Source organism: Deltaproteobacteria bacterium GWC2_55_46, assembly GCA_001595385.3.
In the GTDB taxonomy this organism is placed as follows: Bacteria; Desulfobacterota; GWC2-55-46; order GWC2-55-46; family GWC2-55-46; genus UBA5799.
Map to the genome: position 1 here is coordinate 897,501 of LVEI03000001.1, position 26,324 is coordinate 923,824.

Annotated in this window: 27 protein-coding genes, 1 tRNA gene and 1 other RNA gene (1 of these 29 only partly in view); 3 read left to right on the forward strand and 26 right to left on the reverse strand. The window is 56.2% G+C overall.

What is annotated here, in order from left to right; translation table 11 throughout:
* From A2V21_304265 to A2V21_304320, 12 genes are all read right to left on the reverse strand, one after another.
* A protein-coding gene (locus A2V21_304265; GenBank protein OIJ73544.1) for a tyrosine--tRNA ligase crosses the window boundary here: on the reverse strand, positions 1-198 show its 5' portion. Its footprint begins 999 nt before the window's first position; the window shows 198 of its 1,197 coding nt (coding positions 1-198); its start codon is at positions 196-198; its stop codon lies off the left edge, out of view.
* 11 nt (positions 199-209) lie between these two features.
* Positions 210-1,010, reverse strand: a complete 801-nt coding sequence (locus tag A2V21_304270) for a metallophosphoesterase (protein ID OIJ73545.1) — start codon at positions 1,008-1,010, stop codon at positions 210-212.
* Between the two features lie 111 nt (positions 1,011-1,121).
* A complete protein-coding gene (locus A2V21_304275) occupies positions 1,122-2,687 on the reverse strand; it encodes a ribonuclease Y (GenBank protein ID OIJ73546.1) in 1,566 nt (521 codons plus the stop codon).
* A 54-nt stretch (positions 2,688-2,741) separates the two neighbouring features.
* Positions 2,742-3,353, reverse strand: coding sequence for a 5-formyltetrahydrofolate cyclo-ligase (locus tag A2V21_304280; GenBank protein ID OIJ73547.1), 612 nt, complete (start codon positions 3,351-3,353; stop codon positions 2,742-2,744).
* A 202-nt stretch (positions 3,354-3,555) separates the two neighbouring features.
* A non-coding RNA gene (gene ssrS / locus A2V21_304285) (6S RNA) lies at positions 3,556-3,730 on the reverse strand.
* Between the two features lie 3 nt (positions 3,731-3,733).
* Complete coding sequence (locus A2V21_304290; protein OIJ73548.1) at positions 3,734-4,006, reverse strand: hypothetical protein; 273 nt, start codon at positions 4,004-4,006, stop codon at positions 3,734-3,736.
* A 7-nt stretch (positions 4,007-4,013) separates the two neighbouring features.
* Entirely contained in the window at positions 4,014-4,244 is a 231-nt protein-coding gene (locus A2V21_304295; GenBank protein OIJ73549.1) for a hypothetical protein, read from the reverse strand.
* Positions 4,245-4,372: 128 nt separating this feature from the next.
* A complete protein-coding gene (locus tag A2V21_304300; GenBank protein ID OIJ73550.1) occupies positions 4,373-5,104 on the reverse strand; it encodes a hypothetical protein in 732 nt (243 codons plus the stop codon).
* Between the two features lie 37 nt (positions 5,105-5,141).
* Positions 5,142-6,650, reverse strand: coding sequence for a glutamate synthase (locus A2V21_304305; protein OIJ73551.1), 1,509 nt, complete (start codon positions 6,648-6,650; stop codon positions 5,142-5,144).
* Between the two features lie 65 nt (positions 6,651-6,715).
* Positions 6,716-7,792, reverse strand: coding sequence for a hypothetical protein (locus A2V21_304310; protein OIJ73552.1), 1,077 nt, complete (start codon positions 7,790-7,792; stop codon positions 6,716-6,718).
* Positions 7,793-7,815: 23 nt separating this feature from the next.
* Positions 7,816-8,274, reverse strand: coding sequence for a hypothetical protein (locus A2V21_304315; protein ID OIJ73553.1), 459 nt, complete (start codon positions 8,272-8,274; stop codon positions 7,816-7,818).
* A gap of 17 nt (positions 8,275-8,291) precedes the next feature.
* Positions 8,292-9,239, reverse strand: a complete 948-nt coding sequence (locus tag A2V21_304320; GenBank protein OIJ73554.1) for a hypothetical protein — start codon at positions 9,237-9,239, stop codon at positions 8,292-8,294.
* Between the two features lie 144 nt (positions 9,240-9,383).
* Between A2V21_304320 and A2V21_304325 the strand changes: the two genes are divergently transcribed.
* On the forward strand, positions 9,384-9,767 hold the full coding sequence (locus tag A2V21_304325) for a hypothetical protein (protein OIJ73555.1): 384 nt from the start codon (positions 9,384-9,386) through the stop codon (positions 9,765-9,767).
* 100 nt (positions 9,768-9,867) lie between these two features.
* Here A2V21_304325 and A2V21_304330 read toward each other — a convergent pair whose 3' ends face one another.
* Complete coding sequence (locus A2V21_304330; GenBank protein ID OIJ73556.1) at positions 9,868-11,289, reverse strand: aldehyde dehydrogenase; 1,422 nt, start codon at positions 11,287-11,289, stop codon at positions 9,868-9,870.
* 112 nt (positions 11,290-11,401) lie between these two features.
* On the opposite strand from A2V21_304330, the gene A2V21_304335 reads away from it, so the two are divergent.
* The gene (locus A2V21_304335; GenBank protein ID OIJ73557.1) at positions 11,402-13,078 is read left to right on the forward strand and encodes a GTPase HflX; all 1,677 of its coding nucleotides are present in this window, start codon (positions 11,402-11,404) and stop codon (positions 13,076-13,078) included.
* 68 nt (positions 13,079-13,146) lie between these two features.
* Here the strand turns inward: A2V21_304335 and A2V21_304340 are convergent, their stop codons facing one another.
* The 4 genes from A2V21_304340 to A2V21_304355 form a co-directional block, all read right to left on the reverse strand.
* On the reverse strand, positions 13,147-14,217 hold the full coding sequence (locus A2V21_304340; protein ID OIJ73558.1) for a hypothetical protein: 1,071 nt from the start codon (positions 14,215-14,217) through the stop codon (positions 13,147-13,149).
* Between the two features lie 45 nt (positions 14,218-14,262).
* Complete coding sequence (locus A2V21_304345; GenBank protein ID OIJ73559.1) at positions 14,263-15,303, reverse strand: hypothetical protein; 1,041 nt, start codon at positions 15,301-15,303, stop codon at positions 14,263-14,265.
* 340 nt (positions 15,304-15,643) lie between these two features.
* Positions 15,644-16,021: a hypothetical protein gene (locus tag A2V21_304350; protein OIJ73560.1), complete on the reverse strand. Its 378-nt coding sequence runs from the start codon at positions 16,019-16,021 to the stop codon at positions 15,644-15,646.
* Positions 16,022-16,252: 231 nt separating this feature from the next.
* Positions 16,253-16,711 carry a hypothetical protein gene (locus tag A2V21_304355; protein OIJ73561.1) on the reverse strand — a complete coding sequence of 153 codons (459 nt, stop codon included), beginning with the start codon at positions 16,709-16,711 and terminating at the stop codon, positions 16,253-16,255.
* 180 nt (positions 16,712-16,891) lie between these two features.
* On the opposite strand from A2V21_304355, the gene A2V21_304360 reads away from it, so the two are divergent.
* The gene (locus tag A2V21_304360; protein OIJ73562.1) at positions 16,892-17,524 is read left to right on the forward strand and encodes a hypothetical protein; all 633 of its coding nucleotides are present in this window, start codon (positions 16,892-16,894) and stop codon (positions 17,522-17,524) included.
* 106 nt (positions 17,525-17,630) lie between these two features.
* On the opposite strand, the gene A2V21_304365 is transcribed toward A2V21_304360, so the two are convergent.
* The 9 genes from A2V21_304365 to A2V21_304405 all read right to left on the reverse strand — a co-directional run bounded on the left by A2V21_304365 (position 17,631) and on the right by A2V21_304405 (position 26,316).
* Positions 17,631-19,355 carry a hypothetical protein gene (locus A2V21_304365; protein OIJ73563.1) on the reverse strand — a complete coding sequence of 575 codons (1,725 nt, stop codon included), beginning with the start codon at positions 19,353-19,355 and terminating at the stop codon, positions 17,631-17,633.
* A gap of 123 nt (positions 19,356-19,478) precedes the next feature.
* A complete protein-coding gene (locus tag A2V21_304370; protein OIJ73564.1) occupies positions 19,479-21,305 on the reverse strand; it encodes a hypothetical protein in 1,827 nt (608 codons plus the stop codon).
* 118 nt (positions 21,306-21,423) lie between these two features.
* Positions 21,424-21,499, reverse strand: a tRNA-Ala gene (locus tag A2V21_304375).
* Positions 21,500-21,771: 272 nt separating this feature from the next.
* Positions 21,772-22,659, reverse strand: a complete 888-nt coding sequence (locus tag A2V21_304380) for a hypothetical protein (protein ID OIJ73565.1) — start codon at positions 22,657-22,659, stop codon at positions 21,772-21,774.
* Positions 22,656-23,018 (reverse strand): two-component system response regulator, encoded by a 363-nt coding sequence (locus A2V21_304385; protein OIJ73566.1) that lies wholly within the window; start codon positions 23,016-23,018, stop codon positions 22,656-22,658. Before A2V21_304385 ends, A2V21_304380 begins: the two co-directional genes overlap by 4 nt.
* A gap of 31 nt (positions 23,019-23,049) precedes the next feature.
* A complete protein-coding gene (locus A2V21_304390; GenBank protein OIJ73567.1) occupies positions 23,050-24,279 on the reverse strand; it encodes a hypothetical protein in 1,230 nt (409 codons plus the stop codon).
* Between the two features lie 45 nt (positions 24,280-24,324).
* Entirely contained in the window at positions 24,325-25,323 is a 999-nt protein-coding gene (locus A2V21_304395) for a galactose-1-phosphate uridylyltransferase (GenBank protein OIJ73568.1), read from the reverse strand.
* Between the two features lie 81 nt (positions 25,324-25,404).
* On the reverse strand, positions 25,405-25,767 hold the full coding sequence (locus tag A2V21_304400) for an RNA polymerase-binding protein DksA (GenBank protein OIJ73569.1): 363 nt from the start codon (positions 25,765-25,767) through the stop codon (positions 25,405-25,407).
* Between the two features lie 45 nt (positions 25,768-25,812).
* Entirely contained in the window at positions 25,813-26,316 is a 504-nt protein-coding gene (locus tag A2V21_304405) for a molybdenum cofactor biosynthesis protein C (GenBank protein OIJ73570.1), read from the reverse strand.
* Between the last annotated feature and the right edge of the window lie 8 nt (positions 26,317-26,324).

Here is a 26,324-nt window from a genome sequence, read left to right on the forward strand (position 1 = left end):
CTCCTGAAAGTGCCTGAGCTTCTGTATGAGGACCGTGTGCCCCAGATGGAGGTCCGGCGCGGTCGGGTCGAAGCCCGCCTTCACGCGCAATGGCCTTCCCTTGGCCGCCGAGGTCTGGAGCTTTTTAAGGAGCTCTCCCTCGGTGATTATCCCTGAGGTGCCTCTTTTGATTATCTCAAGCTGACCTTTAGCGTCCATAGCCCCTTTTTTTACAATTCCTTCTCAAGCGGCATCTTTATCCGCTCGATCTTCCTTGCCTTGCCGTCGCCCAGGCCTATGGTCACGACCACGCCCTGGAGCTCGACCCCCTTGGTGGCCACGTCGAACCTTACCGGCATCTGCCCGAGGAACCTCTCGAGGATTATCTCCTTTTTCATCCCGATGACCGATTCCGTCGGCCCTGTCATGCCAGCGTCGGTTATAAAGGCCGTCCCGCCCGCGAGCACCCTTTCATCGGATGTCTGCACGTGCGTGTGAGTGCCGATGACGGCGCTCGCCAGTCCGTCAAGATGCCACGCAAGGGCCATCTTCTCAGAGGTGGTCTCAGCGTGCATGTCCACAATCACTACCTGTGCCTCTTCCCTGAGCTTCCCTACGAGCTCGGAGCCGACCCTGAACGGGCACTCAAGGCAGTCCATAAAGACCCTGCCCATGAGGTTTACGACAGCGACCTTCGCGCCTCCAGCGCACTCGTATACGCCCCAGCCGCTCCCAGGAGCGCCCGCCGGGTAGTTGGCCGGACGCAGGAGCCTCCTTTCGGAGCGTATGTAATCGTAGATGTCCTTCTTGTCCCAGATGTGGTTTCCGGAGGTGATTACATCGACCTGGAGTTTTTTAAGCTCCTCGGCTATCTCTGGCGTTATCCCAAAGCCGCCAGCGGCGTTCTCGCCGTTGGCGATGACGAGGTCAGGTGAATAGTTCCCCACAAGGCGCGGCAGAAGCTCCCTTACCGCCAGCCTGCCGGGCCGCCCGACTATATCGCCTATGAAAAGTACCTTTAACTCTTCCATCTCACCGTGCCAGCGCACCGCGCCAGGCACGGTCCTGTTTTCAATTCAGTTGATACCTTAATTGGCATGCCTGCCGGATCTTCTCCGGCCGCAAACCCTCTGCAAGACAGACTACTTCGCGAACTCCACGGCCCTTGATTCCCTTACCACCGTGACCTTTATCTGCCCCGGATAGGTAAGGTCCTTCTCGATCTGTCTGGCTATGTCCTTGGAGAGGACCACGGCCCCCTCGTCGCTCACGGCCGTCTCGACTATGACCCTGATCTCCCTGCCGGCCTGAAGGGCATAGGCCTTCTCGACCCCGCCGAAGCCCTTGGCTATCTTCTCAAGGTCATCGAGCCTGTTAATGTAGCTCTCGAGCATCTCTCTTCTTGCCCCCGGCCTCGCAGCGGAAAGCGTATCGGCGGCCTGGACCAGTATCCCGAAGATCGACTCCGGCGTGTCGTCGTGGTGCTGCCCTATGGCTGCGACTATCTTAGGCGCCTCGCCGTACTTCTTGGCCATATCGGCGCCTATAGCGGCGTGCGGCCCTTCTATCTCGTGGTCTACCGCCTTGCCTATGTCGTGGAGGAGCCCGGCCCTCCGGGCTATCTTGGTCGGAAGACCCAGCTCGGAGGCCATGACGCCGCATATGAAGGCGACCTCCAGCGAGTGCGAATAGACGTTCTGCGCGTAGCTCGTCCTGAACTTGAGCCTCCCGATGAGCTTCTGTATCTCCTTGTGTATGCCGTGGAGGCCCGTGTCGAATATCGCCCGCTCGCCGGCCTCCATTATGGCCTGGTTCACCTCGGTTTCGACCTTCGTGACGATTTCCTCTATCCTCGACGGGTGTATCCTGCCGTCGGTTATGAGGCGCTCCAGCGAGAGTTTTGCGATCTCTCTCCTCACCGGGTTGTGCCCGGAGAGTATCACCGCCTCAGGGGTGTCGTCGATTATGATGTCTATGCCTGTTGCGGCCTCGATGGCGCGGATGTTCCGTCCTTCCCTGCCTATGATCCGGCCCTTCATCTCGTCGTTGGGGAGGTTCACGACGGAGACGGTCCTTTCCGCCACGTACTCGCCTGAGTACCTCTGTATGGCCAGCGCGATTATATCCTTCGCCTTCTTGTCGGCCTCGGCCTTGCTCTCATCCTCTATGCGCTTTATGAGTTTGGCGCCCTCGTGCTTGGCCTCGTTCTCCATGTTCTCAAGGAGCATCCGCTTGGCTTCCTCGGCGGAGATGCCGGCAAGCCCCTCAAGCCTGGCCTTCTGCTCGGCTATTACGCCTTCGACCTCTGTCTCCATGTCCTTGAGCTTCTTTTCCTGTGTGGCGACCGTCTTCTCCCTCTTCTGGAAGTCGGCGTCCTTGCGGTCCATCGCCTCAGACTTCTTATCCAGGTTCTCTTCCTTCTGCTGCACCCTCCTCTCAAGGGACTGCAGCTCTTTTCTCCTCTCCCTGGTCTCCTTTTCGAACTCGTTCTTGCCCTCGAAGATCATGTCCTTGGCTTCGAGCTCGGCAGCCTTTTTTACGTTCTCGGCCTCTTTCGTTGCGTCAGCCACGATAGAGTCGGCCGTCTTTCTGCCGGAGTGCAGGTTGCCCTCATCTATCTTCTTCCTTGTGACGAACCCGATCCCGACCCCTATGATAATCGCAAAGACCGCTATTCCAGCAACGATGATGATGGTTGATAATTCCATAACCGGATGTGCCCCTTTCTGCCGTGTATTTAATAGGGGGGGCTAACGACGCCCTCAGACGCCGGATCCTCCCCTTTGCGTCCCCTCATGCGCCCCTGTCAACACGACTCGCTTCTCCGTTACGATAGCCGAGACCGTTACGTCGTGGGGCTCAAGGGGGATTTTTGTTTTAAGAACCTGAAACTCGTAAGCCAGCGCCACTATGGAGCACTTTGCGGAACCGAGTGCCGCGTCATAGTAGCCCTTGCCGAAACCGATCCTGCCTCCGCGCTCGTCAAATGCGACTCCCGGCACCACTATGAGGTCAAACGCCTCCGCCCCGACTGCCGCGGTCCCATCCAGCGGCTCGCGGACCTCGTAGGCGCCTGGCTCCATCTCATCGAGCGAGCGGACCCTGAAGAACTTAAGGGCTCGCCCGTTGCCTGCCGCCACCCTCGGATAGTAGACCTCTTTGCCGGAGCCGATGGCGGCCCTGAAGACCTCGTCGGTGAGGACTTCATTCCCAAAGCTGTAGTACAGGGCCAGCTTCGCCGAATCCCTGAAAAAATGAGAGTCTATGAGCCTTTGCTGGACCTTGAGGCTCAAGGCATAGACATCCTCGAACGAAAGTTCCCTTCTCGTCTCGAGAAGTTCGCCTCTCAGGGACTCTTTTTTGGCAAACCTCATCATTTACCTTTGGAAGGAAGGGGTGGACAGAGCTTGGGTGAGACTGAAGAAATGACAGAAAAGCGTGCGTCCCGGCTGGCGCGGGGTCCTGGGTACTCTATTTCCTCACATCAATCGGTTTTATCATTGGGAAACACGTTATTTAAAAACGAGGTATCTGAATCGGCCTTTAACCAGGTTATCTGCCCCAGCGCTTTTTATACATCCCCCCGCGCAAGCCGTGTCGATTGTTATTTGAACCTGCCATGCAGGTGGGCGCCCTGTGGAAGCTTTCGGCTTTCCCTCAAGGGGACATGCCGGCCGCAGCCAGGGGAGGCTCCCTTATTCAGAGTATTGGTTCGAAATACACTGACCGATCACAAACCTGGCAGGGGGAAAGGCTAACTTACCAGCCTTCTGTCTATCTCATGAGCAAGCTCTTCGGATTTCCTTCCCAGCCTTTCGAGTATCTCCTTTGTCTTGATGACCTCGCCGGTGATATTGAGCGCGGCTAATAAAGCCAGGTCCAGGGTAGATACCGCCTTTGTGCTCTCCTTTACCTCCTCTATCTTAGTGTTAAGGTAATCTTCGACAGCGCGTATGTACTCTTCGCCCTCATCACTTTTGACAAGAAGCTTGTGGCCGAATATCCTGAGCTCAGCTACCTTCTTCAAACGAGCCTCACGCGCCCTGTATCAGGGACTCCATCCTGGCAAGGAGACCGTCGACCTTTTCCCTGACCTGGTCCCGCTCTCCTTCAAGCCTTTTGAGCTTCTCTTTTAACCCTGCAATTTCAAGGTCTTTTGAGCTAACTGCCTCTTTAAACCCCTCTTTTTCAGCTGAAAGCGTCTCGTAGGCGGCCAGAAGGCGTGTCATTCCCTCTTCCAGCCTCTCAAATCTATCCAGGGCCATTAAAAATCCTCCAATACTGTTATATATTACTTTTTTAAACCCCTCAAGTCAAGGGTTATGACCTTTGGCCAAAAGAGCAAAAAAAATCCCTGTCCGGTACAACCGGACAGGGATTTTCCAGGTCTATTTTAATAGGCGTAAAGGTTGCCGTAAGGCCTTGCCGATACCGGGATGAGCTTTTTAAAGCCCTTTTTCATGATATCCTCGAGCTTAAGCCCAAGGTCGGCGCAATAATCGGCAAGGGCCTCTTTAAGAACCTTGATATCATCCTCGTCAGGCTCCATGATGCCCACCTCTGCCCCGCAGAACTCCTTTTCCACCTCTCCCCTTATGAATATGGTCCCGCCGTGCATGCCGGTGCCGAGGTAGTCCCCTACGATGGGGCCGTCATTGCCGAGCCCAAGCAGCACGAGAAGGCCTCCGGCCATGTACTCCCCGAAGAAATCCCCGGCTGTGCCGCCGACTATTATCGTGGGCGCCTGCTTTTTATTGCCCTTCATATGGATGCCGACCCTGTAGCCTACGTCGCCCCGGATGTGGAGCTTGCCGCCCCTCATGCCGTAGCCGAGCACGTCGCCGGCGTTGCCCTCGACGATGACCTTGCCGCTGTTCATGGTATTGCCTATATTGTCCTGGGCGTTCGACTTGATCCTTATCGTGGGGCCGTCCATGAAGGCCGCCAGGTCGTTGCCGGGCACGCCCTCGACCGTGATCGAGGCATTGCCGCGAAGCCCATCGCCTATGTAGTACTGGCCGTTCACGTTCTTGAGGACTATATCCTTCTCGCCCTTCTCTACAGCCTCGCGCACCTTCTTGTTAAGGTCGCGGTAATATGTCCCTGCAGCGTTGATCTCTACCATCTCTTTATATCCCTCTCAAGTTCTCGGTTACCGTCTTCTATCTGCCAGCTGGCTTCACGCCGAGTATGTCGAGCGTGAATGTGTCGAGGCCAACGCCGCGGAGCCTTTCGCGGTTGCCCCTCAGGCTTTCTATCGAGTTTATGCCGAGGGCGCCGAGGATCTCTTTCAGCTCATGGGTCCATGCGTGTATGAGGTTGATGAGCCGTTCGGAGTAGACCTCCGGGTCGAGCCTGGCCGTAAGCTCCGGCCTCTGGCTGGTGATGCCCCAGGAGCAGTTCCCGGTGTAGCACTTGCCGCATGTGGTGCAGCCCATCGTTATGAGGGCGGCTGTGGCGATGCCGACGGCGTCGGCGCCGAGCGCTATGGCCTTTGCCGCGTCAGCGCTGGACCTGATGCCTCCGGCGGCGATGATGGAGGCCTCGTTCCTTATGCCCTCCTGCCTGAGCCTGTCGTCTACGGCGGCTATCGCGTGCTCAATGGGTATGCCGAGGTGGTCCCGTATTATCGAAGGCGCCGCGCCCGTGCCGCCCCTGAAGCCGTCTATATAGACGATGTCCGCGCCGGCCCTTACGATGCCGGAGGCTATGGCCGCAACGTTATGCACGGCGGCGATCTTAACCGAGACAGGCTTGTAGTTGGTCGCCTCTTTTATGGCGTAGATGAGCTGCCTTAAGTCCTCGATCGAGTAGATATCGTGCTGCGGCGCGGGAGAAAGGGCGTCGGTCCCGACCGGTATCATCCTAGTCCTTGCGACTTCAAGCGGTATCTTCTCTCCGGGCAGATGGCCGCCTATGCCGGGCTTCGCGCCCTGGCCTATCTTTATCTCGACCGCTACTCCTGCGTTCAGGTAGTCAGGGTTCACGCCGAACCTTCCGGAGGCGACCTGGACGATTATGTTGTCCTTATAGGGGATGAGGTCCTCGTGGAGGCCGCCCTCGCCCGTGTTCATGACTATGCCGCAGGCCTTGGCCGCCGTCGCGAGCACCTTTTGCGCGTTAAGGCTGATAGAACCGAAGGACATCGGAGAAAAGATTATCGGCACGTCGAGCTTTATCTGCGGGGGCATCGGCTCGGCGAGCTTGAGCTTGCCGTCCTTTGCCTTCTCGATCTTAACGCTCGACGGCTTCTTGCCGAGGTAGGTCCGGAGCTCCATCGGCTCCCTCAGGGGGTCGATGGAAGGGTTCGTTACCTGGCAGGCGTCTATAAGGAGGTTGTCGAAAAGTATCGTATACGGCATGTCGCTGCCCATGCCGGTAAGCGGTATGCCGCCTGTCTCGGCCTGCTTCTTTATGTTCCGTATATTATTGAAGCTCCAATAGGCGTTCTGCTTGAACTTGGTCGGGTTCTCCAGTATCTGTATCGCCTCTTCGGGGCAGTAATGGTAGCACCTCAGGCATCTCACGCATTTAAAGGTGTCTATGAGTATACTTTCACCGCCCCAGGAGTAGACCCCCCAGCCGCAGTTCTGGATGCACCTTTTGCACCGAATGCACTTTACCTTGTCTATTGTCGCCAGATACTCAGGTGGCGCAAGGCTCTTGAACATTTTCCTCTATTCCTCCGTCTACGCCGCCAGGTTCAAGCGGCGCGCCTTCTTTTTTTATTCAACCTTCAGTCTTCCAGGTCGACTATGACCGGGTCTCCGGCCTTTGGCGCCCAGACCTTGTCCGGCGCCGGGCATATCGCCCTTATGGCCGACTCCTCCGAGGCCATGTAGGTCACGTCGTCCTTTATCGCCGCCACAAGGGGACGGAGCTTTATCCTGTCGTTTATCCCGACAAGGCCGTTGCTGTGGCCGAAGAGTATCGAGAACGGGCCGTTAAGGAGCGCGCTCCCGTAAGTGAGCCTCAGCGCGGTAAGCGCCTCTTTCTCCGCCTGGTCCATCCCGTCTATCTTCTTCCAGAACGGGGCGGCCAGCGCCGCGCAGGCAACCGGGATGGAAAGCCCGTGCCTCCTGATAAGCAGGTCGAGCAGATAGGCCGCGACCTCGGTATCCGTAAGGAGAGTCAGCTTGTAGCCGTACATCTCGAGATACCTCTTGTTGATGCCATAAGATGATATCTCGCCGTTATGGACTATCGACCAGTCAAGGAGGGTAAAGGGGTGCGCCCCTCCCCACCAGCCCGGCGTGTTCGTCGGGAACCTCGTATGGGCTGTCCAGATGTAGCCTTCGTACTCCTCTATCTTGAAGAACTCCGCTATATCGCACGGGTTGCCGACGCCCTTGAAGGCGCCCATGTTCTTGCCTGAGCTGAATATGTACGCGCCGTCGATCTCGGAGTTTACCTTCATGACGGTCGAGACCACGAAGTCGGACTCCTTGGCGTCACCCACGATCTTCTCCTTCAAGGGAGAGACGAAGTACCTTACCAGCAGCGGGCTTATGGGTATGGCCTTCACGGGCCTTGTGGGTATCTCCTCTATCTTCTCTATATGGTAGCTGCCCTTGAGGAACTCCTCCACGGTCCACCTGACCGAGGGCTCGTCGAACATTATATGGAAGGCGTAGAAGTCCTTGAACTCGGGGTATATGCCGTAGGCGGCGTACCCGGCCCCAAGGCCGTTGCCCCTGTCGTTCATGAGGCAAAGCGATTTGACTATGTGGCTGCCGCTGAGCCTCCTCCTCTTCCTGCTTATAAGGCCGGTAAGCCCGCAGCCAGATATGTCCTTCTGGTAGTTATGGTTCACAGCTTCACCTTCTCCAAGTAATTTTACTTCTTTGTTTCGCCTGAGCCGGCGCGCCTGTCCTGCATGAGCGCATAGAGCTTCCTGAACTCTTCCGCCCCTGAAGCCTTCGGCTCCGGAAGGCCAAGCTTTTTCCTCGCCGGCAGGGAAGGCTCTCCAAGCCTGCTCGTCTTGACGAACATATCCCAGCCCCTCTTTACCTGCGGCGGGTGCATGCCCTTCCTCGCCGCGATGTTCCTCAGGGCGGCCATGGCGTTCTCGAACCCGTAATGCTGGTAGCACATCTCAAGGCAGTAGTGGCACTCAAGGCACTCCCATATATGGCGGGAAGAGAGCCACTTTTCGTGTTCGCCCTTGAGTATGTCCTGGATGACGGCCCTGGGGTCGTACCCGGGTATGTGCATGCATGAAGGGCATATGGAGTAGCAGCCCCCGCACTTCGAGCACATCTCAAGGAGCTTGAAATCAAGTGTGGCTTCGAACATGGCGGTCCTTGTCTCCCTTAGCCCAGGGCGTTAGGGCCTGTAAGCCCGGCCTCTATGCCCTCTGACGGGGCCGGCTTCTTTGAAAGCGCCTCCCACCTGGCGATAAAGGGGCTGCAGTCGACCCTGTGGCTGTTGATACCGAGCTCTTCGGCGCTGTAGCCCAGGGCAAGGCCAAGGAGCTCTGTGAAATATATTACGGGGATCCCGAACTTCTCCCCTTCCTTTTCCATGAGGAACTGGTTGTTGTCGAACTGAAGGAAACAGGACGGGCAGCAAAGGACGAGCGCGTCAGCGCCTATGGCCTTAAGCTCACGGAGCTTTACCCTTGCGAAATCCAGCGCCCTGTCGTGCTCGTCGACCCTGTCGAGCCCCTGTCCGCAGCACATGAGCTTGCTCATGTGCTGGAGGCTTTCCGCGCCGAGGCCCCTTATGAGGTTGTCGAACTTCTTCGGGTTGAGCGGGTCGTCGTTATTAAGGGCGTGCGAGGGCCTTATCATGTGGCAGCCGTAGTGGAGCGCTATCCGCATTCCTGTAAAGTCCCTCTTTATCTTCTGCCTTATCTTATGGATGCCCACCGCGTCGTGGAAGAACGGGACCAGGTGCTGCAGCCTTGAAGCCCCCTTGAACTCGCGCCCCACCTCTTTCAGAAGGCTATTCACCTCGGCCTTCTCCCTGGGGTTCGCGTTTAGCTCGCCCTTTACGGTGGCAAGGTTGGAAACACAGCCCGTACACGGGCTTACGAGGTCGATGTCAAGCTCGTCCACGACAGCGACGTTCCTCGCGGCCGTCAGCACGAAGGCCCCGTGGTCTATGTTGTTTACGAGCGACTTCTCAGGACAGCACGTGAACCCGTCTACGTCCCTGTACGGAAGCTGGAAGCTATCCAGGACCAGGCGGGTCGATTTCTCAATGAACGGGAAACGGGTCTGTATGGTGCAGCCCCAGAATACGGCAAACTCTCTCATCGAACGGGCCTTCCGCCGCCTTAAAGCGGCAATCAGAAACTCACAGGGAAAGATACAAACAGAAAAAATAACCCCGCTCTACTACCGGGGTCTCAAGAGTCCAGAGCATGCGCCGCCCTGCCTTCAGCGGCAGGGGCAGGCTACATGATCAGAATCAAACACTATACGGCTGCCAACCGATGTAACAGCGGACCCCCATGGGTCCTGCCGCGAACATTAGGCAGGCACGCAGCAGTCGACCGGGCAAACCTCAGCGCACTTCGGTGTGTCAAAATGGCCTTTGCATTCGACGCAGGCATTGGGGTCGATCACATAGATATCCCCCTCAGAGATGGCATTAACAGGGCACTCCGGCAGACAAACCCCGCAAGCAACGCAGTCTTCGGTAATCTTAAGCGCCAATTCCTATCACCACCCTTTCCGGATTTTTTTGGTTTAAAAGAAGCGGATAGAACTCCATTCTTATGTATACAGTATACTAACCCACAAAAAAATGAAATACAAGATTTTTTTGAAAGAGCCTATTGATGCTCTTATACCATTTCCCGGGCCGGTTTATGATGATAAATATCCATATTTCACCACAACATATGGAAAATCCAGCCTGAAAGGCTACTTACGCCTGCCCTCAGCACCTTACGGCAAGGAGCCTTGGCTCTGTCATCTCCTCGATGGCGTACCTGACGCCCTCCCTGCCAAAGCCGCTCATCTTGACTCCGCCATAAGGCATGTTGTCTACCCTGTAGGCAGGCGCGTCGTTTGCGACCACCCCCCCGACCTCAAGCCTGGCAAACGCGCTCATTATCCTGCCCATGTCCCTTGTGAAAAGACCTGCCTGCAGCCCGTAAAGCCCGCTGTTCACCAGATCGATGGCCTCGTCGAATGAATCATATGGCTCTATCGATACCAAAGGCGCGAAGGCCTCCTCTCCGCAGACCTTCATCGAGGGCCTTGTCCCGGTCATGACCGTCGGCTCCATGAAGCTCCCGTGGCGCTTGCCGCCAAGAAGGACCCTGGCCCCCTCTGCCTGAGCCTCCTTTATCCACTGCTCGGTCCTTATCGCGGCGGCCTCCTCTATCATCGGGCCAAGGTCGGTTGGCTCATCGAGCGGGTCTCCCATCTTTATCTTCCGGCACTCATCAAGGTATCTATCCATGAACTCATCGAATACAACCCTGTCCACGAATATCCTCTGCACCGATATGCAAACCTGTCCGGCGTTTGAAAAGGCCCCGATGGCGCACCTCGCCGCGGCAAGCGCCAGGTCAGCGTCCCCGTGGACTATAGCCCCCGCGTTGCCGCCCAGCTCAAGCGTCACCTTCCTCGTGCCAGCAAATTCTTTTAACGCCCACCCGACCTTCGCGCTGCCGGTAAAAGAGAGCTTCTTTATCCTTTCGTCCTGCCAGAGGCTTTGAGCCTGCTCATTCGAGCAGTTCACGATATTGAGCCCGCCGGATGGCCAGCCCGCCTCCGTGACTATCTCGCCCATGAGCAGGGCTGAGATGGGCGTTTTGGGCGAGGGCTTAAGGATAATAGGGTTTCCTGAGGCCATGGCCGGGGCGACCTTGTGGGCGGCAAGGTTCAGGGGAAAATTAAAGGGAGATATGCCGAGCACCGTGCCTATGGGAAACCTCCTCACGATGGCAAACCTGCCCTCAGACCCCGGGCTTATATCAAGGGGGATGACCTCGCCCCCGAGCCTTTTGGCCTCTTCGGAGGCGAGCTGGAACGTATTGACAGCCCTTCTTACCTCGCCACGGGCGTCTTTTATCGGCTTCCCTGACTCTAAAGTTATCGCGGTCGCTATCTCTTTTTCGCGTTCCTCAAGCCCATTGACGACCTTTCTCAATATCTCGGAGCGCCTGTATGCTGGCAGACCTTTGATCTCGCCGAAGGAGGCAACAGAGGCCGCGAGGGCCTCTTCCAGCTGAGCATCGGTTGCCAGAAAGGTCCTGCCCACTACAGAGCCGTCGTAAGGGCTTTTGACCTCCAGGGCCTTATCCGATCTCCTCCATTGCCCTCCTATGAGCATGCCCTTGTCTTTTATCATGATCTTCCTCCCGCTATTTAAAAGGTCTTAACAAAAAACAGAGCCCCAGTCAACTTCTGATAAATGTAACCATAATCAGATTGTTTTCGACCGCCCATATGATATAATTTTAATGGAACTGTTTAAAGAGGAGGTCTTTCGCATAGCACAGGTATTCGGAAACCTCTCCGGCCTCAAGGCGAGCCAGCTGAAGGCCATAGAGAGGATATACACCCGCAAGGTCACGCCTTCAAGGGTCATTACGCCTGAGCTCGGCAGGTCCCTGACCGAGCTTTCAAGGGAGATCAAAAGGCAGCTCGGCATAATCGTCAACAGAAGAGGGGCTATCGCCGCCGTTATCGTGGGCGACGAGCGCGAAATAGTCATCCCTGTACTCTCTGGCTATCCGCTTGGCAGAAAGCACCTTCGCGGGGTGAGGTGCGTACACACACATCTGAAGAACGAACCGCTTTCCCAGGACGACTTGACAGACCTCGCGCTCTTGAGGCTCGACCTCATCGCCGCCATAGGCGTTAAAGAGGACGGCCTTCCGGCAGATATCCATATCGCGCATCTGCTGCCGTACTACCCTGACGGCGAGACCTACGAGGTCGACCAGCCGAAGCCCTTCCACGCCCTCGATATCGACGCCGAAAGCTTCGCTTCATCCCTTGAAGAGGAGATGGGGCGCGCGATAACCCGGGACGTGCGCGACAAGCGGGAGCGGGCCATCCTGGTGAGTGTTGCCACTCGTCCAAGGGAAGAGCAGATGGAATCCCTTGAAGAGCTTAAAGAGCTTGCCAGGACCGACAACGTGGTCGTCCTCGACATGGCCTGCCAGAGGCCCGAAAAGCTCAACCCGAAGTACCTCATGGGCACAGGGAAGATAAAAGACCTCATAATCAAGGCCCTCCAGAAGGACGCCACCCTCCTCATCTTCGACCAGGAGCTTACGCCCACGCAGATAAGGGAGCTCGGCGAGATAATGGAACTTAAGGTAATAGACAGGACCCAGCTCATACTCGACATATTCGCCAGGCGCGCCCATTCAAGGGACGGCAAGGTGCAGGTGGAGCTCGCGCAGCTCAAGTACCTTCTGCCCAAGCTCACCGGCAAGGGGACATCGCTATCGAGGCTCATGGGCGGCATAGGCGGAAGGGGCCCTGGAGAGACGAAGCTCGAGGTAGACAGGCGCCGCGTGCAGGACAGGATAACTCACCTTGAAAAGGAGCTTAAGTCTTTAAGCCGCGGCAGGTACGAGAGAAGACGGAGAAGGGCCGGAAGCGGCATACCCATCATCTCGATCGTCGGCTACACGAACGCCGGCAAATCGACACTTCTCAACGCGCTCACCAGAAGCGACACTCTCGTCGAGGACAAGCTCTTTGCCACCCTCGATACCGCCTCCCGGAGGCTCCGCTTCCCGAAAGAGCGGGACACGGTCATAACCGACACCGTCGGCTTCATAAAAGACCTGCCTGAGGACCTATTCAAGGCCTTCAAGTCTACCCTTGAAGAGATGGAGGACGCAAACCTTCTCATGCACGTCGTAGACCTCAGCAACCCCGCATTTGAAAGCAGGATCAAGACCGTTGAAGACGTGCTCGATGATATAGGGCTAAAAGAGATCCCGCGCCTTCTGGTCTTCAACAAGACGGACCTCATGGACCCCGTGGTGGCGAATAACCTCGCCCGGAGGTATGAGGCCATCAACATATCTGCCATTGACTCAAAGAGCCTGGCCGTTCTTTTAAAAGAGCTTGAAAAGAGGCTCTGGCCCGGAGAGGCGCTTGAGAAGACCGCCAATTGAAAGGTCAGCCGGACAACTTACCTGATATCTTCCAGCCCCTTATTCAGCAAAAAACGATTTTCCCATTATCAGTGCTTATGGAAGTGATGGAGGTCCGGCACATGGGCATGTGAGTGGGCCATGGCCCCGTGCTCGTGATGATGGGAATGTGGTACTTCCGTGCCTTCTTCGTGGTCGTGATGCTCGTCATGGACATGGCTGTGCTCGTGGCTCAAGGCCTCATGCGTGTGCATATGCGCATGGAACTCCTTCATGACGAGCCACAGGCCTCCCGCCATAAATACAAAAGCCGCCGCCAGCATGAGCGTGACCGGCTCGCCCAGTACGACGATGGACGCCGCCATGCCCACGAATGGCGCGATCCCGAAGTATGCCCCTGTCCTTGCCGCCCCGAGATGCCTCAGGGCATAGACGAAAAATACCAGGCTGACCCCGTAGCTCAAGGCGCCAAGAATGAGGGCTGAAGCGAGCGGCGCGGGCTCCGGGATATTCTCGTTCGCGACAAGGGCCAGGAAGAGGCTGGCCGTCCCGGCGGCAAGCCCTTTTATCCTGGCTATAAGGAACGGGTCCTTATGTGACAGGCGCCGGGTAAGATTATTGTCGATAGACCACATGAGGGCGGCTCCGGCCACAAGGACTGGACCGGCGTTTATCCGGAACCATCCGGCCGGGGAAGGACCTGTTGTAAGGACAGAGCCTGCGATGAGCATCAACCCTGCCGCGCACCAGACACGGCGGCCTACCTCTTCCTTAAAGACAAAAGAGGCGATGAGCGCGGTAAACACGACCTCTACATTGAGTATCAGCGAGGCGACCGAGCCAGCCGAGCCCTTTAGTCCCAGGATAAGCAGTATCGGGGCCGCGATGCCGCCCGCGGCTATCGAGCCGACGAGGTAGATGTAATCCCCTTTTTCAAGCCCGGGTTCGCGGACGTATCTCGCGTTAAGTCCCCTTACCAAGGAGACGAGGCATAGCCCCGCCCAGCTGCCGAGATACAATAGGCCGGCGAGCATAAGCGGGCTCATCATCCCCGCGAGGATCTTGGCAAAAGGGGTGCTTAGACCGAAGAAGGCGGCCGCAATGAGAGCCGAGACGACCCCGAAGCGGGAGTACCGCAAATATCCTTTATCTGTACCCATCTTGTAGAAATCAGAAGCGCCGTTCCTGAGGGGGCAGGCACTTCTTCACTCAAGGTTAGAGACCTTCACACCGACCAGCCTTATAGGCCGGTCGAAGTCGACCGCGTCGACGAGCTTCAAAACGGCGGCCCAGATATCGTTCATCGACTCTGTAGTGAGTTCCATCGTCTCTGCCCTTGCAATGGTCCTGAAGTCGTTGAAACGCACCTTTATGGAGACCGTCCCAGCCTTGTACCCCTCGGCCTTGATCCTTCTAACAAGGTCCTGGGTAAGCCCGCTCAAGGTCTCTTTGACGACATGGAGGTCGGTGGTGTCCTCCTCGAAGGTGACCTCCCTGCTGAAGGAAGACGGCTCATAAAAGGGCACCACAGGGCTCAAGTCCACCCCCCTGGCGTGCTCATGCAGGCTCCTCCCGATATTCGGCCCGAAGTTCCTCACAATATGCTGCACGGGCGTCTTTGAGAGATCCCCGACGCTATTTATCCCCAGCTCCTTGAGCCTCGCCTCGGTCTTTGCGCCCACGCCCCAGAGCCTCCTTACCGGCAGGTCACGGAGGAACTTCTCGGCCTCATTCTCCTCCACTACTAAAAAGCCGTCGGGCTTGCCCGCGTCCGTAGCCATCTTTGCCAAAAGCTTATTTGGCGCCACCCCTACCGATACCGTAAGCCCAAGCTCTTTTTTAACGCGTCTTTTCATCTCGCGGGCCATGGCGACCGCGTTCGGGAACGGGTCCTGCCCAGGGCCTTGCTGGACCTCGACAAAGGCCTCGTCAAGGCCGAATGACTCGACCAGGGGACTATAGTCCCTGAGTATCGACAGGAACTTTTCTGAGGCGCTTTCATACGCCTCGAAGTCTACCGGCAGGAATACAGCCTCTGGACAGCGCCGGAGGGCCTGCTTCAAAGGCATGCCGGCCTTTATGCCTTTCTTTCGCGCCTCATAGGATGCGGCCGAGACCACACCCCTTTTCGAGGGGTCGCCGTCTGCGCCGACCACCACAGGCCTGCCCAGCAGTTCCGGCATTTTTTTGATCTCGACCGACGCGAAAAAGGCGTCGAGGTCAAGGTGTATTACAGCTCTACCCATTTATCACCGCGCTCAGAAAAAATATAAAGGCCAAGGGGGTAAACCCAGGGCCTTTGCGAGACAAAAGTATAGCACACGTTGGGACGCCCAGCCAAAAGATTACTTGAGGGAGGTGAAATCTTTTTTGGATGAAAAAGATATGCCGGCAGGACGCTTTTGATTAAAAATTTGCTGAAAAACACAGATTTTCTTAAGGTTCAAAAACCATATGCGAGGCTACCATTAAATCGGGGGGCGAGAAAGGAGGCGTACTCTTCCGCTACTACAAGCTTCTGAAGCCAACGACGCAAATGGACTTTTTCGGCAGCCTGTTAAACGGCGGCATGGAGTGGAATATGGCTCAGGCGTACTTCCTTGCCGAGCGCACTATCTCGTCGGCAAAATACGGCTTCCTTATGAATTCGTCTATCATGCCTTCCCTGATGCCCTGAAGGATGACGTCCTCAGCGTCCCTGAAGTATCCTGTAAAGAGCACCACCCTGGCGTTCGGCCTTATCTTTTTTATCTCCCTGTAGGTATCAAGGCCGTTCATCCCGGGCATGATCATGTCCATAAAGACAAGGCTGTATGGCGTTGCCTTGATGGCCTCTACCGCCTCCTTGCCGTTTACGACGTAAGCTGCCTCAAACCCGTCATCCTTCAGTATCTCGCTTATTCCAAGTCCAACGGTCTCCTCGTCATCGACTATCAGCACCTTGCGTTCGTTCCTGTCAGCCACAAATACCCCTCCACCATGGGCCTTTTCGGAGAAATGCCCATGGTTAAATTGCCTAACAGACGCTTCCATTTTCCGCAGCTCTCGAACCGGCACGTAAACAATATGGCTCAGAGATGCTTTTCTGTCATGCTGAGGGTTATGTGGGTTTGACGGAGAGAGGCTTCAAAGATGCGATATGTGTGTAAATTATAGCGATCTTGACGGATATGTCAACCCGTACCAACGGACAGGTTAATCCTTGCCCATGAAGTAGCTGAAGGCGATGAGGGCCGCGGAGACCAGGGTTATCGCGCCGGCGAACATGAGGGTTTCCCAGGCGTCCTTCCATTTGATGAGGTTTTCAAGGAAGGCTACGGCCATAACGAGGATTATAACGCTCCCCAGCTTGGCCTTGAGGTCATGGAGGTCGTGTACGACCAGCCACTCAGGGAAATCCACCTCGCCTATGAAGAGCTCGTACATGCCGAGGGCGAATATCAATAAAGCGGTCGCTATGAGGAAGGTATCCATTATGGGGATGAGCTCTATTATCGCGTGGCCTTCCTCCATCGTCCCGATGGTGGAGACGAGATGGGCTATCACGCTGACGGTCCTGTAGCCCCCCCAGATGAAGGCGGCGGCGGCGGCCAGAAGGGAGACCGCGACCGGTATGATGACAAGATACCTGCTATTTGAAAGCAACCTGTTCATTTATCATCCCCTTTCGCAGTGGTAATTTACAGAAACCATCGGCGCAAGTCAAGCAATACAGGGGCGCCTGGTTATGGTTTTTATATTTTTTGACCGCGAAAAGCTGGTGCGATATAATGAAAACGAAATTCAATTTCAGTGTTTGGGCCCGATCTCTCTTTTAAAAACGGAGGTGCTATTATGACACGCATGAACTGGAAAAAGAACCTGGCAGAGGCGATCTCGGAGGCGGCCGGCGGCACAAGGCTTCCGCTCCTTGTATTCACGAGCCCCGGGTGCGAAGGCTCTCAGAAGGTCTTGCAGGAGGTCCTCACCGACGAAAAGTGCGTTGCGGCCATCGAGCGCGAAACCGTGCCAGTATCGATCGACATCACGAAAGATACGGAGATGGCCATGAAATACAGGGTCGACTGGACCCCGTCGTTCGTAGTCTGCGACGAGGAGGGCAACGCCCTTGAGCGCTGGGAGGGCTACCTGCCAGCCGAGGACTTCATCCCTCAACTACTGCTCTCCAAGGGGCTGTCGGCGTTCCACATGCAGCGCTTTGATGAGGCCGAACGGGAGTTTGAGATGATAGTAGACGATCACCCAGCCTCAGAGCTCGTGCCGGAGGCCGAGTACTATCTCGGGGCCGCGGCATTCAAGCTCACAGGCGAGACCGACAAGCTCTCGGAGGTCTGCCGCCAGCTCGTGATGACTCACCCAGAAAGCCCCTGGACCAAGAGGTGCTCCATATGGGGGCGTAACGCCAATTACCTTAAGCCGTTCGTGGGGTACAATGGCGGCGGGTCAGCCGGGAGCGGCGCATACTGAGGCTTGCCTGGCAAGGGTTAAAAAAAGCGGCGCGGGCCAAAACCCGCGCCGCTTTTTTATTGCGCTTAAACACCTTTGTCTTCTGTACTGCGTGGTAAAAAAACGGTTACGGCGTCGGCACATCCGACCCAAGGTAGTCGCTCGCCGCGGGAAGCCCCAGCCGGGCGGCCTCCCTTATAAGCTCGATCCCCTTTTCCGACTCTCCCGCCGTTGAGTAGGCTATCCCGAGGTTAAAGAGCGCGGCCGGGTTTCCCGGCCTTATCTCCAGGACCTTCTGGAAGCTCGATATAGCCCCGGAGAGGTCCCCAACTTGAAAAAGAACGGCCCCCTTCCCGGAATAAGCTGCCCCGTTTCGCTCATCCAGGCCGATGACCAGGTCATAGTCCCGGATAGCCATCCTGTTATTGCCTGCCTTCACGTATACCTCCGCCCGCTTCAATAGCAGTAGCTGGAGGTCAGCGGGCGCCTTGTTTATTATGCCCGTATAATCCTCGGCCGCTTTATCGAAGATGCCGGCCTTCTCATATGCCTTGGCCCTTTTCGCGTAGGCCTGTATCATCGTGGGATAGACCTTTATCTGCTGAGTCCAGAGAGAAACGGAGTCCTTCCAGACATATATCTGCTTCACGGTAAGAAAGGCCATGACCAGGGCCGCAGGTATGAATACGGCGGCCAGAAGAACGAGCCTTCTATGGCTTCTTGAGACAAACAAGGCCGCCACGCCGGACAAGAAGAGCACTGGACCGAGGCTCGGCAGGTAGCTGTACCTGTCAGCGGCAGCCATATCGCTTACCTGGACCAGGCCGATGACAGGGAGAAGCGTTATCAGATAGTAGAGGTACGCGGCTGAAAGCGCCCTTCTCCTTAAAACGACAGAGGCCGCCCCGATGGAGGATAGGGCAAAGAGGCTCAGGAAAAATCCAGGATTGTAAAATTCTCCCGCCAACGGCCTCACGTAAAACGGGACAAGATCGGCAGGGAAAAAGAGTTTTTTGAGATAGAAGGCAAATCCCCTTATGGCGATATCTATCCTCTCGCTTATGGGAGAGACCATCAGAGGGGCTATGGCTCTATCCCCGCCCTGTGCCCATACCGTTACCAGGGCTACTACAGGAATAAGCGCGAGGAAAGGGAGCTTCTCGATTACTGCTTTTTTGAGTCCCATAAGCCCATGAGCCCTTCCCAGCGGATAGAAATCAAGGATGAGGAGCGCTATAGGGAGTGTTATGGCCATGGGCTTGCTTAAAAGAGCGAGGGAGAAGGAGATGAAAGAGAGCGCATAAAAATAAGCCCGCCTTCCCTCCCCTTTCGCATAGCGGATATACAAGAGCACGCTCAAGAGGAAAAAGAAGGCGCTTAAGACGTCCTTCAGCTCCGAGACCCATGCCACCGACTCGACGTGTTGGGGGTGAAGGCCGAATACAATGGCCGCCATGAAAGCGCCCGCAAGGACGGCCTTCTCCCGGAGCAGATGTGCGTCGCTGCTTTTTTGAAACGCAAGGACGAACAACTGTGAGGCAAGGACGAAGACCAGAAAGGTATTTGCCGCGTGAAGCAGGACGTTTACGAGATGGTAGCCGAAAGGATCGAAGCCCCAGAGCTCGTATTCGACCCCGTATGTGATGATGGTGAGCGGGTGCCAGTTCGAGTGCACGATAGACGTAAACGCCCACTTGAGGAATTGTAGCCCGGTGAGCCTTAGCCCCTCGCTCTCATAGAGATAGACGTAATCGTCCCAATCGACAAAACCGTTGCCGAGGGCAGGCAGGTAGACAGCAGCTGTAACGAGGGCCGCTATAAGGGCGAAAAAGGCTGTTCTTCTGGATAGCATGGCTTGTAATGGCGGAATGGGCCGGATACCTCGCCGGACACATCCATTCACATCCTGCCAGTTTACATTTTTTGGTTTAAAATGAAAATGAAAAACAGAAAGGGGAGATCATGGGAAAGAGCTTCAGGGCTTTACAGGGGCTTTTCCGGTGGACTTCGTTTTAACGCAGGCAGGGCAGTATTCGTTCAAGGCATGGCCGCAGACCATGCAAAGCCTGCCTGAGCCCCCTGGCACATGCACATGCCCGGCGTCACCGGCTTCCTCGTCCGCGAGGCAGACCACCCTTGAAAGCTCCTCTACGGTTGTCAGGCCTGCCAGGACCTTCCTTAAGCCGTCCTGACGGAGTGTCACCATGCCAGCTTCGATGGCGGCTTCAAGGACCACCTCTTCAGGAGAATCCGAGGCGATGAGGTTTTTTATCTTCCTGTTCACCGTCATTATCTCGAAGATGCCTGTCCTGCCGAGATAGCCGCTGCCGCCGCACTTGCCGCAGCCCCTTCCCCTGTAAAGCATCCCAACGGATGGCCTGGCGCCAAGGAGGTCTAAATCATCCGCGCTCGGGACGTACGCCGCCTTGCAGTGCTCGCATATCTTCCTTACGAGCCTTTGGGCCACTATGCCGTTCAAGGCCGAGGCTATCATGTAGACAGGCACGCCCATGTTCTTAAGCCTTGTTACGGAAGATACGGCGTCGTTCGTGTGCAGGGTCGAGAAGACGAGATGGCCTGTCATGGAGGCCTGGTGGGCTATTATAGCGGTCTCCTCATCCCTTATCTCCCCGACGAGTATGACGTCCGGGTCCTGCCGGAGGACCGACCGGAGCGTATAGGCGAAGGTAAGGCCGGTCTTTTCATTGACCGCCACCTGGTTTACGTCCTTTAGCTCGTACTCTATAGGGTCCTCTATGGTTATGATGTTTATCCTGTCGCTCTTTACGCGGCTTATCATGGAATAGAGGGTGGAGGTCTTCCCGCACCCGGTCGGTCCGGTCACGATGACCACGCCCTGGGGCTTGGAGATGGCCGTTACGAGCCGTTTTGTCTCTTCTTTGGCGAACCCTATATTATCAAAGCTCAAGGCCGCGGCCTTCGGGTCAAGGAGCCTCAGGACAGCTGTCTCGCCGTACTGGGTCGGCAGCGTAGAGACCCTCAGGTCGAGCCCCTTTTTCCCGAGCCTGACCTTGATCCTGCCGTCCTGAGAGACCCTCCTTTCGGCTATGTCCATCTTGGCCATGAGCTTGATCCTCGATACCACCGGGCCGTTGACCCATTTGGGAAGCTGAAGCATCTCCCGCATGATGCCGTCTATCCTGAACCTGAGCTTTACGAAGGTCTCCTGCGGCTCGAAATGGATGTCGCTCGCCCTTTTTTCAAGGGCCTGGATGATGATGGAATCGACCATCTTTATTATGGGCGGTGTCGCGCTCTTCTGGATGTAAGTGGAGAGGTCCTCATAGTCCGTCTCGTGGACGACTTCGACGTACTGGTCCCTCTTGAAGCTCTGGACAAGGTCCTCCATAGGCTCGTTCATGTGGTGATACCTGCTGATGGCCGTTGATACGTCGGCAAGGGTAGCCACGAAAGGCCTTATGTCGAGGCCGGTCGAGAACCTCAGGTCGTCTATGGCGTTAAGGTTCAGCGGGTCCGCCATAGCGACATGCAATACCTTGCCGTCGCGGTAAAGCGGCATAAGGACGTATTTTTTGCAGATAGATTCCGTGACGAGCTTGATGGATTCGAGGTCTATGGTAGACTCGATGTCCACAAAAGGTATGTTCAGCTGGAAAGAGAGGGTCTGGGCGATGTCCATCTCGGTCGCATACCCTTTCTTTACGAGTATGGTCCCGAGCCTCTGCCCTTTGCCCTTGCCCTCCTTAAGGGCTTCGTCGAGCTGTTCCGTGCTTATAAGGCCCGACTCGACGAGTATTTCTCCGAGCTTCTTTACAGCCATTTAAACGCTTCCAATCTTACCGGATTATAGCATGTCTGCTAATGAAATCAAATGGTTTGCCCTGAGGCGATGGATTGAAAACAAAAAAGGGCCGCCTGAGAGCAGCCCCTGATATTGATGGTGGAGGGTACCGGGATCGAACCGGTGGCCTGCACGTTGCGAACGTGCCGCTCTCCCATCTGAGCTAACCCCCCGGGAGAAAAGACAACGATAATTAATAGCAGAAAAAAAAGCCCACCGCAAGATTTAATTGCGCCGCCGGTGGCCGGTTAGGCTCGCTTTTATTAAGGTTGCTGAAAAACACAGTTTTTATTCAGGCTGCTCAAAAAAACTCCATATGCGAGGCCCCATTAAATCGGGGAGCGAGGAACAAGGCGTACTTCTTTGGTACGCCGTAGTAGAAGCGAAGCGACGAGGACAACGACGCAGATGGACTTATTTCATGCTGTTAGCAGATTGCGGACTGTCAGTGAAGATAGGTCTGTAAGCCCTCAGAGAGACTTACCGGCCTCATGCGGAAGACCTCTACAAGGGCGTTCCTGGATGTCGTATTCTCCTCCAGGAGCATCTTGAGGGCATCCCTCGAGAATGGTGGGCTCGGCAGGAGCATTTCCGCGAAAAACGCCGCTACGTTCATAACAGGCATCGGCACGTGCGCCAATGGCCGCCGCCTCCCTATGGCTTCTCCTATCCGGCCTATTATCTCGTCGAATGTCAGGGGCTCCGGCCCCGCGACCTCAAGGGCCTTTCCTATGGTCTCTTTTTTCTTGAGCGATTGAACAAAGGAGCGCGCGACGTCCTCCACGAAGACAGGCTGCATCCTGTTCTGCCCGTTGCCCGGCACGAACACAATGGGCACGAGCCTCATCGCCCTGGCGAATACGTTGGTGAAACGGTCTTCCCTGCCAAATATCACCGAAGGCCTGAATATCGTATACTCGAGGCCTGAGGCGCGGACTATCTCCTCGGCCTCCCATTTGGTCCTGTGGTACTCGCTCGGGGCGAGCGCGCGGGCGCCGAGCGCGCTCATGTGTATGAGCCTGGACACACCCAACCCCTTGCATGCCTCCACGACATTCCGGGTGCCTTCGACGTGCGCCGCCCTGTAGGAAGCGCCCCTTGATTCGGCCAGGATCCCCACGAGGTGCACGACTGCCTCGATCTCCGGCGTTATGGCCTTGAGGACGGTCGAGATGCTGGTCACGTCGCCCTTGAAGAGCTGGCAGCCGGCTTCACCAAGGGCCGCAGCCCTCTCCGGGCGCCTGGCGAGGCAACGCACCCTGTACGAGTTTTTAAGAAGCTCTCTTGCCAGGCTGCTACCGACGAAACCTGTTCCGCCGGTAACAAGGATCATCGCTTCTTTCCGAGGATATCGGTGATGGTCTGCTTGAGCTCGGTGAGGTCAGAGGACTTGGTGATATAGGCGTCAGACGCCCATGTGCCGAAGTCGTGCTTGTAGTGGGGGTACGCCGTGCAGAGGATGACCGGCAGGTCCTTCCATTTCTCCTTTACGCGCCGGAGCACCTCGACCCCGTCCATTCCGGGCATCTTGATATCGAGGAGCACCAGGTCTATGGAATCCTTCTCCAGCTTCTCGAGGGACTCTTCTCCAGAGGACGCAAGCTCTACTTCCCAGCCCTCGTCCTCGAGCTCCTCCTTGTAAAGGAGCCTCAAGCCCTCTTCATCGTCTACGACAAGGATCTTTTTTTTCATAAAGACTCCATGGACATGGATAGGCCGGGCTTCAGAGCGCCTGCCCTTTCTCAGCGGCCACCTCGGTCTCCTTCATCGCGCCGGGTAAAGGGAGCTTGATAGTAAATACGGCGCCAGGGCCCTCGTTAAGGACCTCTATCACCCCTTTATGCCTCATTATGATGGAATTGGCTATGGGGAGTCCCAGGCCGGTGCCGTGCTTCTTAGTCGTGAAGAAGGGGTTGAATATGTAGCCCATGGACTTCGGGTCTATCCCACCGCCGGTGTCAGAGACCTTTGCGACCGAGAACTCGCCCGCCAGAGAGGTCACGACAGAGATCGTGCCTCCCTTCTCCATCGACTGTATCGCATTGGCTATAATATTGTCAAAAGCTATCTTCATCTGCTCCCTGTCCGCAAGCACCGGGAGCGCCTGTCCGCTTGAGCGCCTGTCAACCCTTATCGCGTGGGCCGAAAGCTCGTCGCTGAAAAGCTCGAGAGCGTCATCGACTATCTCGTTAAGGTCATCCGGCTTGAGTTCGACCACGTTGTCCTTGAGGAACCGGATGATGCCGTTCATTATCTTTTCAATGCGCCCTATCTCGGCAGACATCTGCTCGATGTAGCATATCCCGGGAGAGCCGGGAGGAAGCTGCCTTCTAAGCCTTGCGGCGTAGCCGCCGATGCTCAAAAGCGGGTTCCTTATCTCATGCGCCATAGTGGCCGCCATGTCCCCAAGCGCGAGAAGTTTTTCCGAATTAACGAGCTTTTGCTGCATATCGACCAATTCCGCATAGACCCTGTGATGGTCCCTCAGAAGCTCGGAGCTTTTTACGAGGAAGAGGAACTGCATGGCAGAGAGCTTCAGTGCCTGCCTTTTAGGGAGCGTAAGCCTCACCCTCTTCCTTGCCTTCAGGTAAAGGACGCCGTAAGACCTCTCCTTTTCCCTCAGCGGATAGACCAACGCGGTCCTGAATCCCTCAAGGCCCCAGTCCTCCACACCTTCCCAGACCTTGCCCGGAGCCTCCTTATGGACCTCGACCGGCGCCCCTTCCTTCACGGCCAGCCTTGGAAGACCCTCGCCCCTCCTGTACCCGGCCGTGGTATCAATGGGACCGGCGGCAACAGGCTCAAACCCACCGTCATCCCCGATAAGATATACGACACACTGGTCAAAATGGAGATATCCGGCGAGCATACCCGCGGCCCGCCCAAGCTTCTCCTCGACACTGCCCTCCGAGACAGCAAGCTCGCTTACTTGTTCTATTATATCATATTCCATGTGAAAACCCCGGAACAGGGTGAAGAGGCGCCGGAGCGCCTGGCTTTAGACCTTGGCCTCTCTCAGGAACTTGGCAGCCTCCTCCGGAGGGGTCGGATTGATGTAAAAGCCCGACCCCCATTCGAAGCCAGCCACCTTCGTAAGCTTTGGTATCAGCTCGAAATGCCAGTGATAGAACTGGGACGCGCCGTCCTTGATGGGCGCTGCGTGCAGGATGAAGTTGTACGGGGGGAAGTTAAGGACCTTGTCTATCCTTTTCAGCACGTCGGAGAATATGAGCGAAAGGTTCTCGTACTGGTGCTTCTGCGAGTTCTCGAAGCTGCTCTCGTGGACCTTTGGCAGTATCCACAGCTCGAACGGGGCCTTCGGAGCGTACGGGGTTATGGCTATGAAGTCCCTGTTCTCGGAGACTACCCTGTGCCCCTGCATTATCTCCTGCCGTATGATGTCGCAGAAGACGCATCTTTCCTTGAAGTTGAAGTACTCAAGTGAGCCGTCAAGCTCCTCGGCCACCCTCTTCGGTATGATGGGCAGGGCTATAAGCTGGGAATGGCTGTGCTCGAGGGTCGCCCCGGCGGCCTCGCCGTGGTTCTTGAATATCAGTATGTACCTGAGCCTCTGGTCCTTCTTGAGGTCGATCATCCTGTCCCTGTAGGCCCACAGTACCTCTTCGAACTGGCTCGGGGATATCCTGGAGAGCGTGTCCGTATGCACCGGGGACTCGATTATGACCTCATGGGCCCCGACGCCGTTCATCTTGTCATATACGCCGTCGCCTTCCCTGTTGAGGTCGCCCTCGACCTTAAGAGCCGGGTACTTGTTCGGGACCACGCGTACATGCCAGCCGGAGGAGTTCGGAGCGCCGCCGTTTTTGCGGTACGCGAGCACCTCACCCGGGGTCTTGGGCTCGTTGCCCGGACAGAACGGACAAAATCCCGCCTTTACGGTAGGCTGGGTGAACTCAAATTCCGAGGGGCGTTTTCCACGCTCCGTGGAGATGATGACCCATCTCCCTACTATGGGGTCTTTTCTAAGTTCTGGCATTTATGCTCCCCGTTAAAAGAGGCCAAAGAGGATGAGGCGGAAAGTACCTGAGAGTATTTACTTGAGGAGGTCCGGTTGTAGCTATGTGTTTCTCGCCTTTTCGAGCTCTTCTTCTTCCTTTTTACATTCTATACAGCAAGTAGTGACCGGTCTTGCCTCAAGCCTCTTCTCAGAGATGTCTTCGCCGCAAAGTTCGCAGACGCCGAAGGAACCATCGTCGATCCTGCCGAGCGCCTCATTGACCTTCGTTATGAGCTTCCGTTCCCTGTCCTTGACCCGGAGGAGAAAGTTCCTGTCCGTCTCAAGAGACGCGCGGTCTGTAGGGTCAGGGAAGTTCTCTTCCTTCTCGCTCATCCCGGATACGACCTTGCCAGCGCCGTTCAACAGCTCTTCGAGCTTACCGTTGAGGATCGTCCTGTAGTACTCGAGCCTATCCTTTTCCATAATCCAGAAGTATAACCGAAAAAGCTCGGCGATGTAAATAGCAAATTAACCGGCGGTTTCCTCGGCAAGGGTCTCGCCTTTTCTCATAAAGGTGCCGCTTTTGCCCCCGGTCTTCTTTACAAGCCTTATATCCGTGATGGTCATCTCCTTGTCAGCGGCCTTGCACATGTCATAGATGGTAAGGGCAGCAACCGACGCCGCCACGAGCGCCTCCATCTCTACCCCGGTCTGCGAGGAGACCTTCGCCGTAGCGGTTATATCTATGCCCGGAGGCTCGCTTGCCGGTGAGAACTCGACGGCCACGCTCGTGACATTCAGCGGATGGCAAAGAGGTATCAGCTCGCCCGTCCTCTTGGCGGCCATTATTCCAGCTACCCTCGCCACACCGAGGACGTCGCCCTTTTTCACCTCGTTCGCGACAATGAGGTCCAGGGTCTCTTTCTTCATGAGCACCCTGCCCCTGGCGGTAGCTACCCTTTCAGTGGTATCCTTCGCGGTGACGTCGACCATCCTGGCCTTGCCGCGTTCGTCTATGTGCGTAAGCCCCATAACCCTCC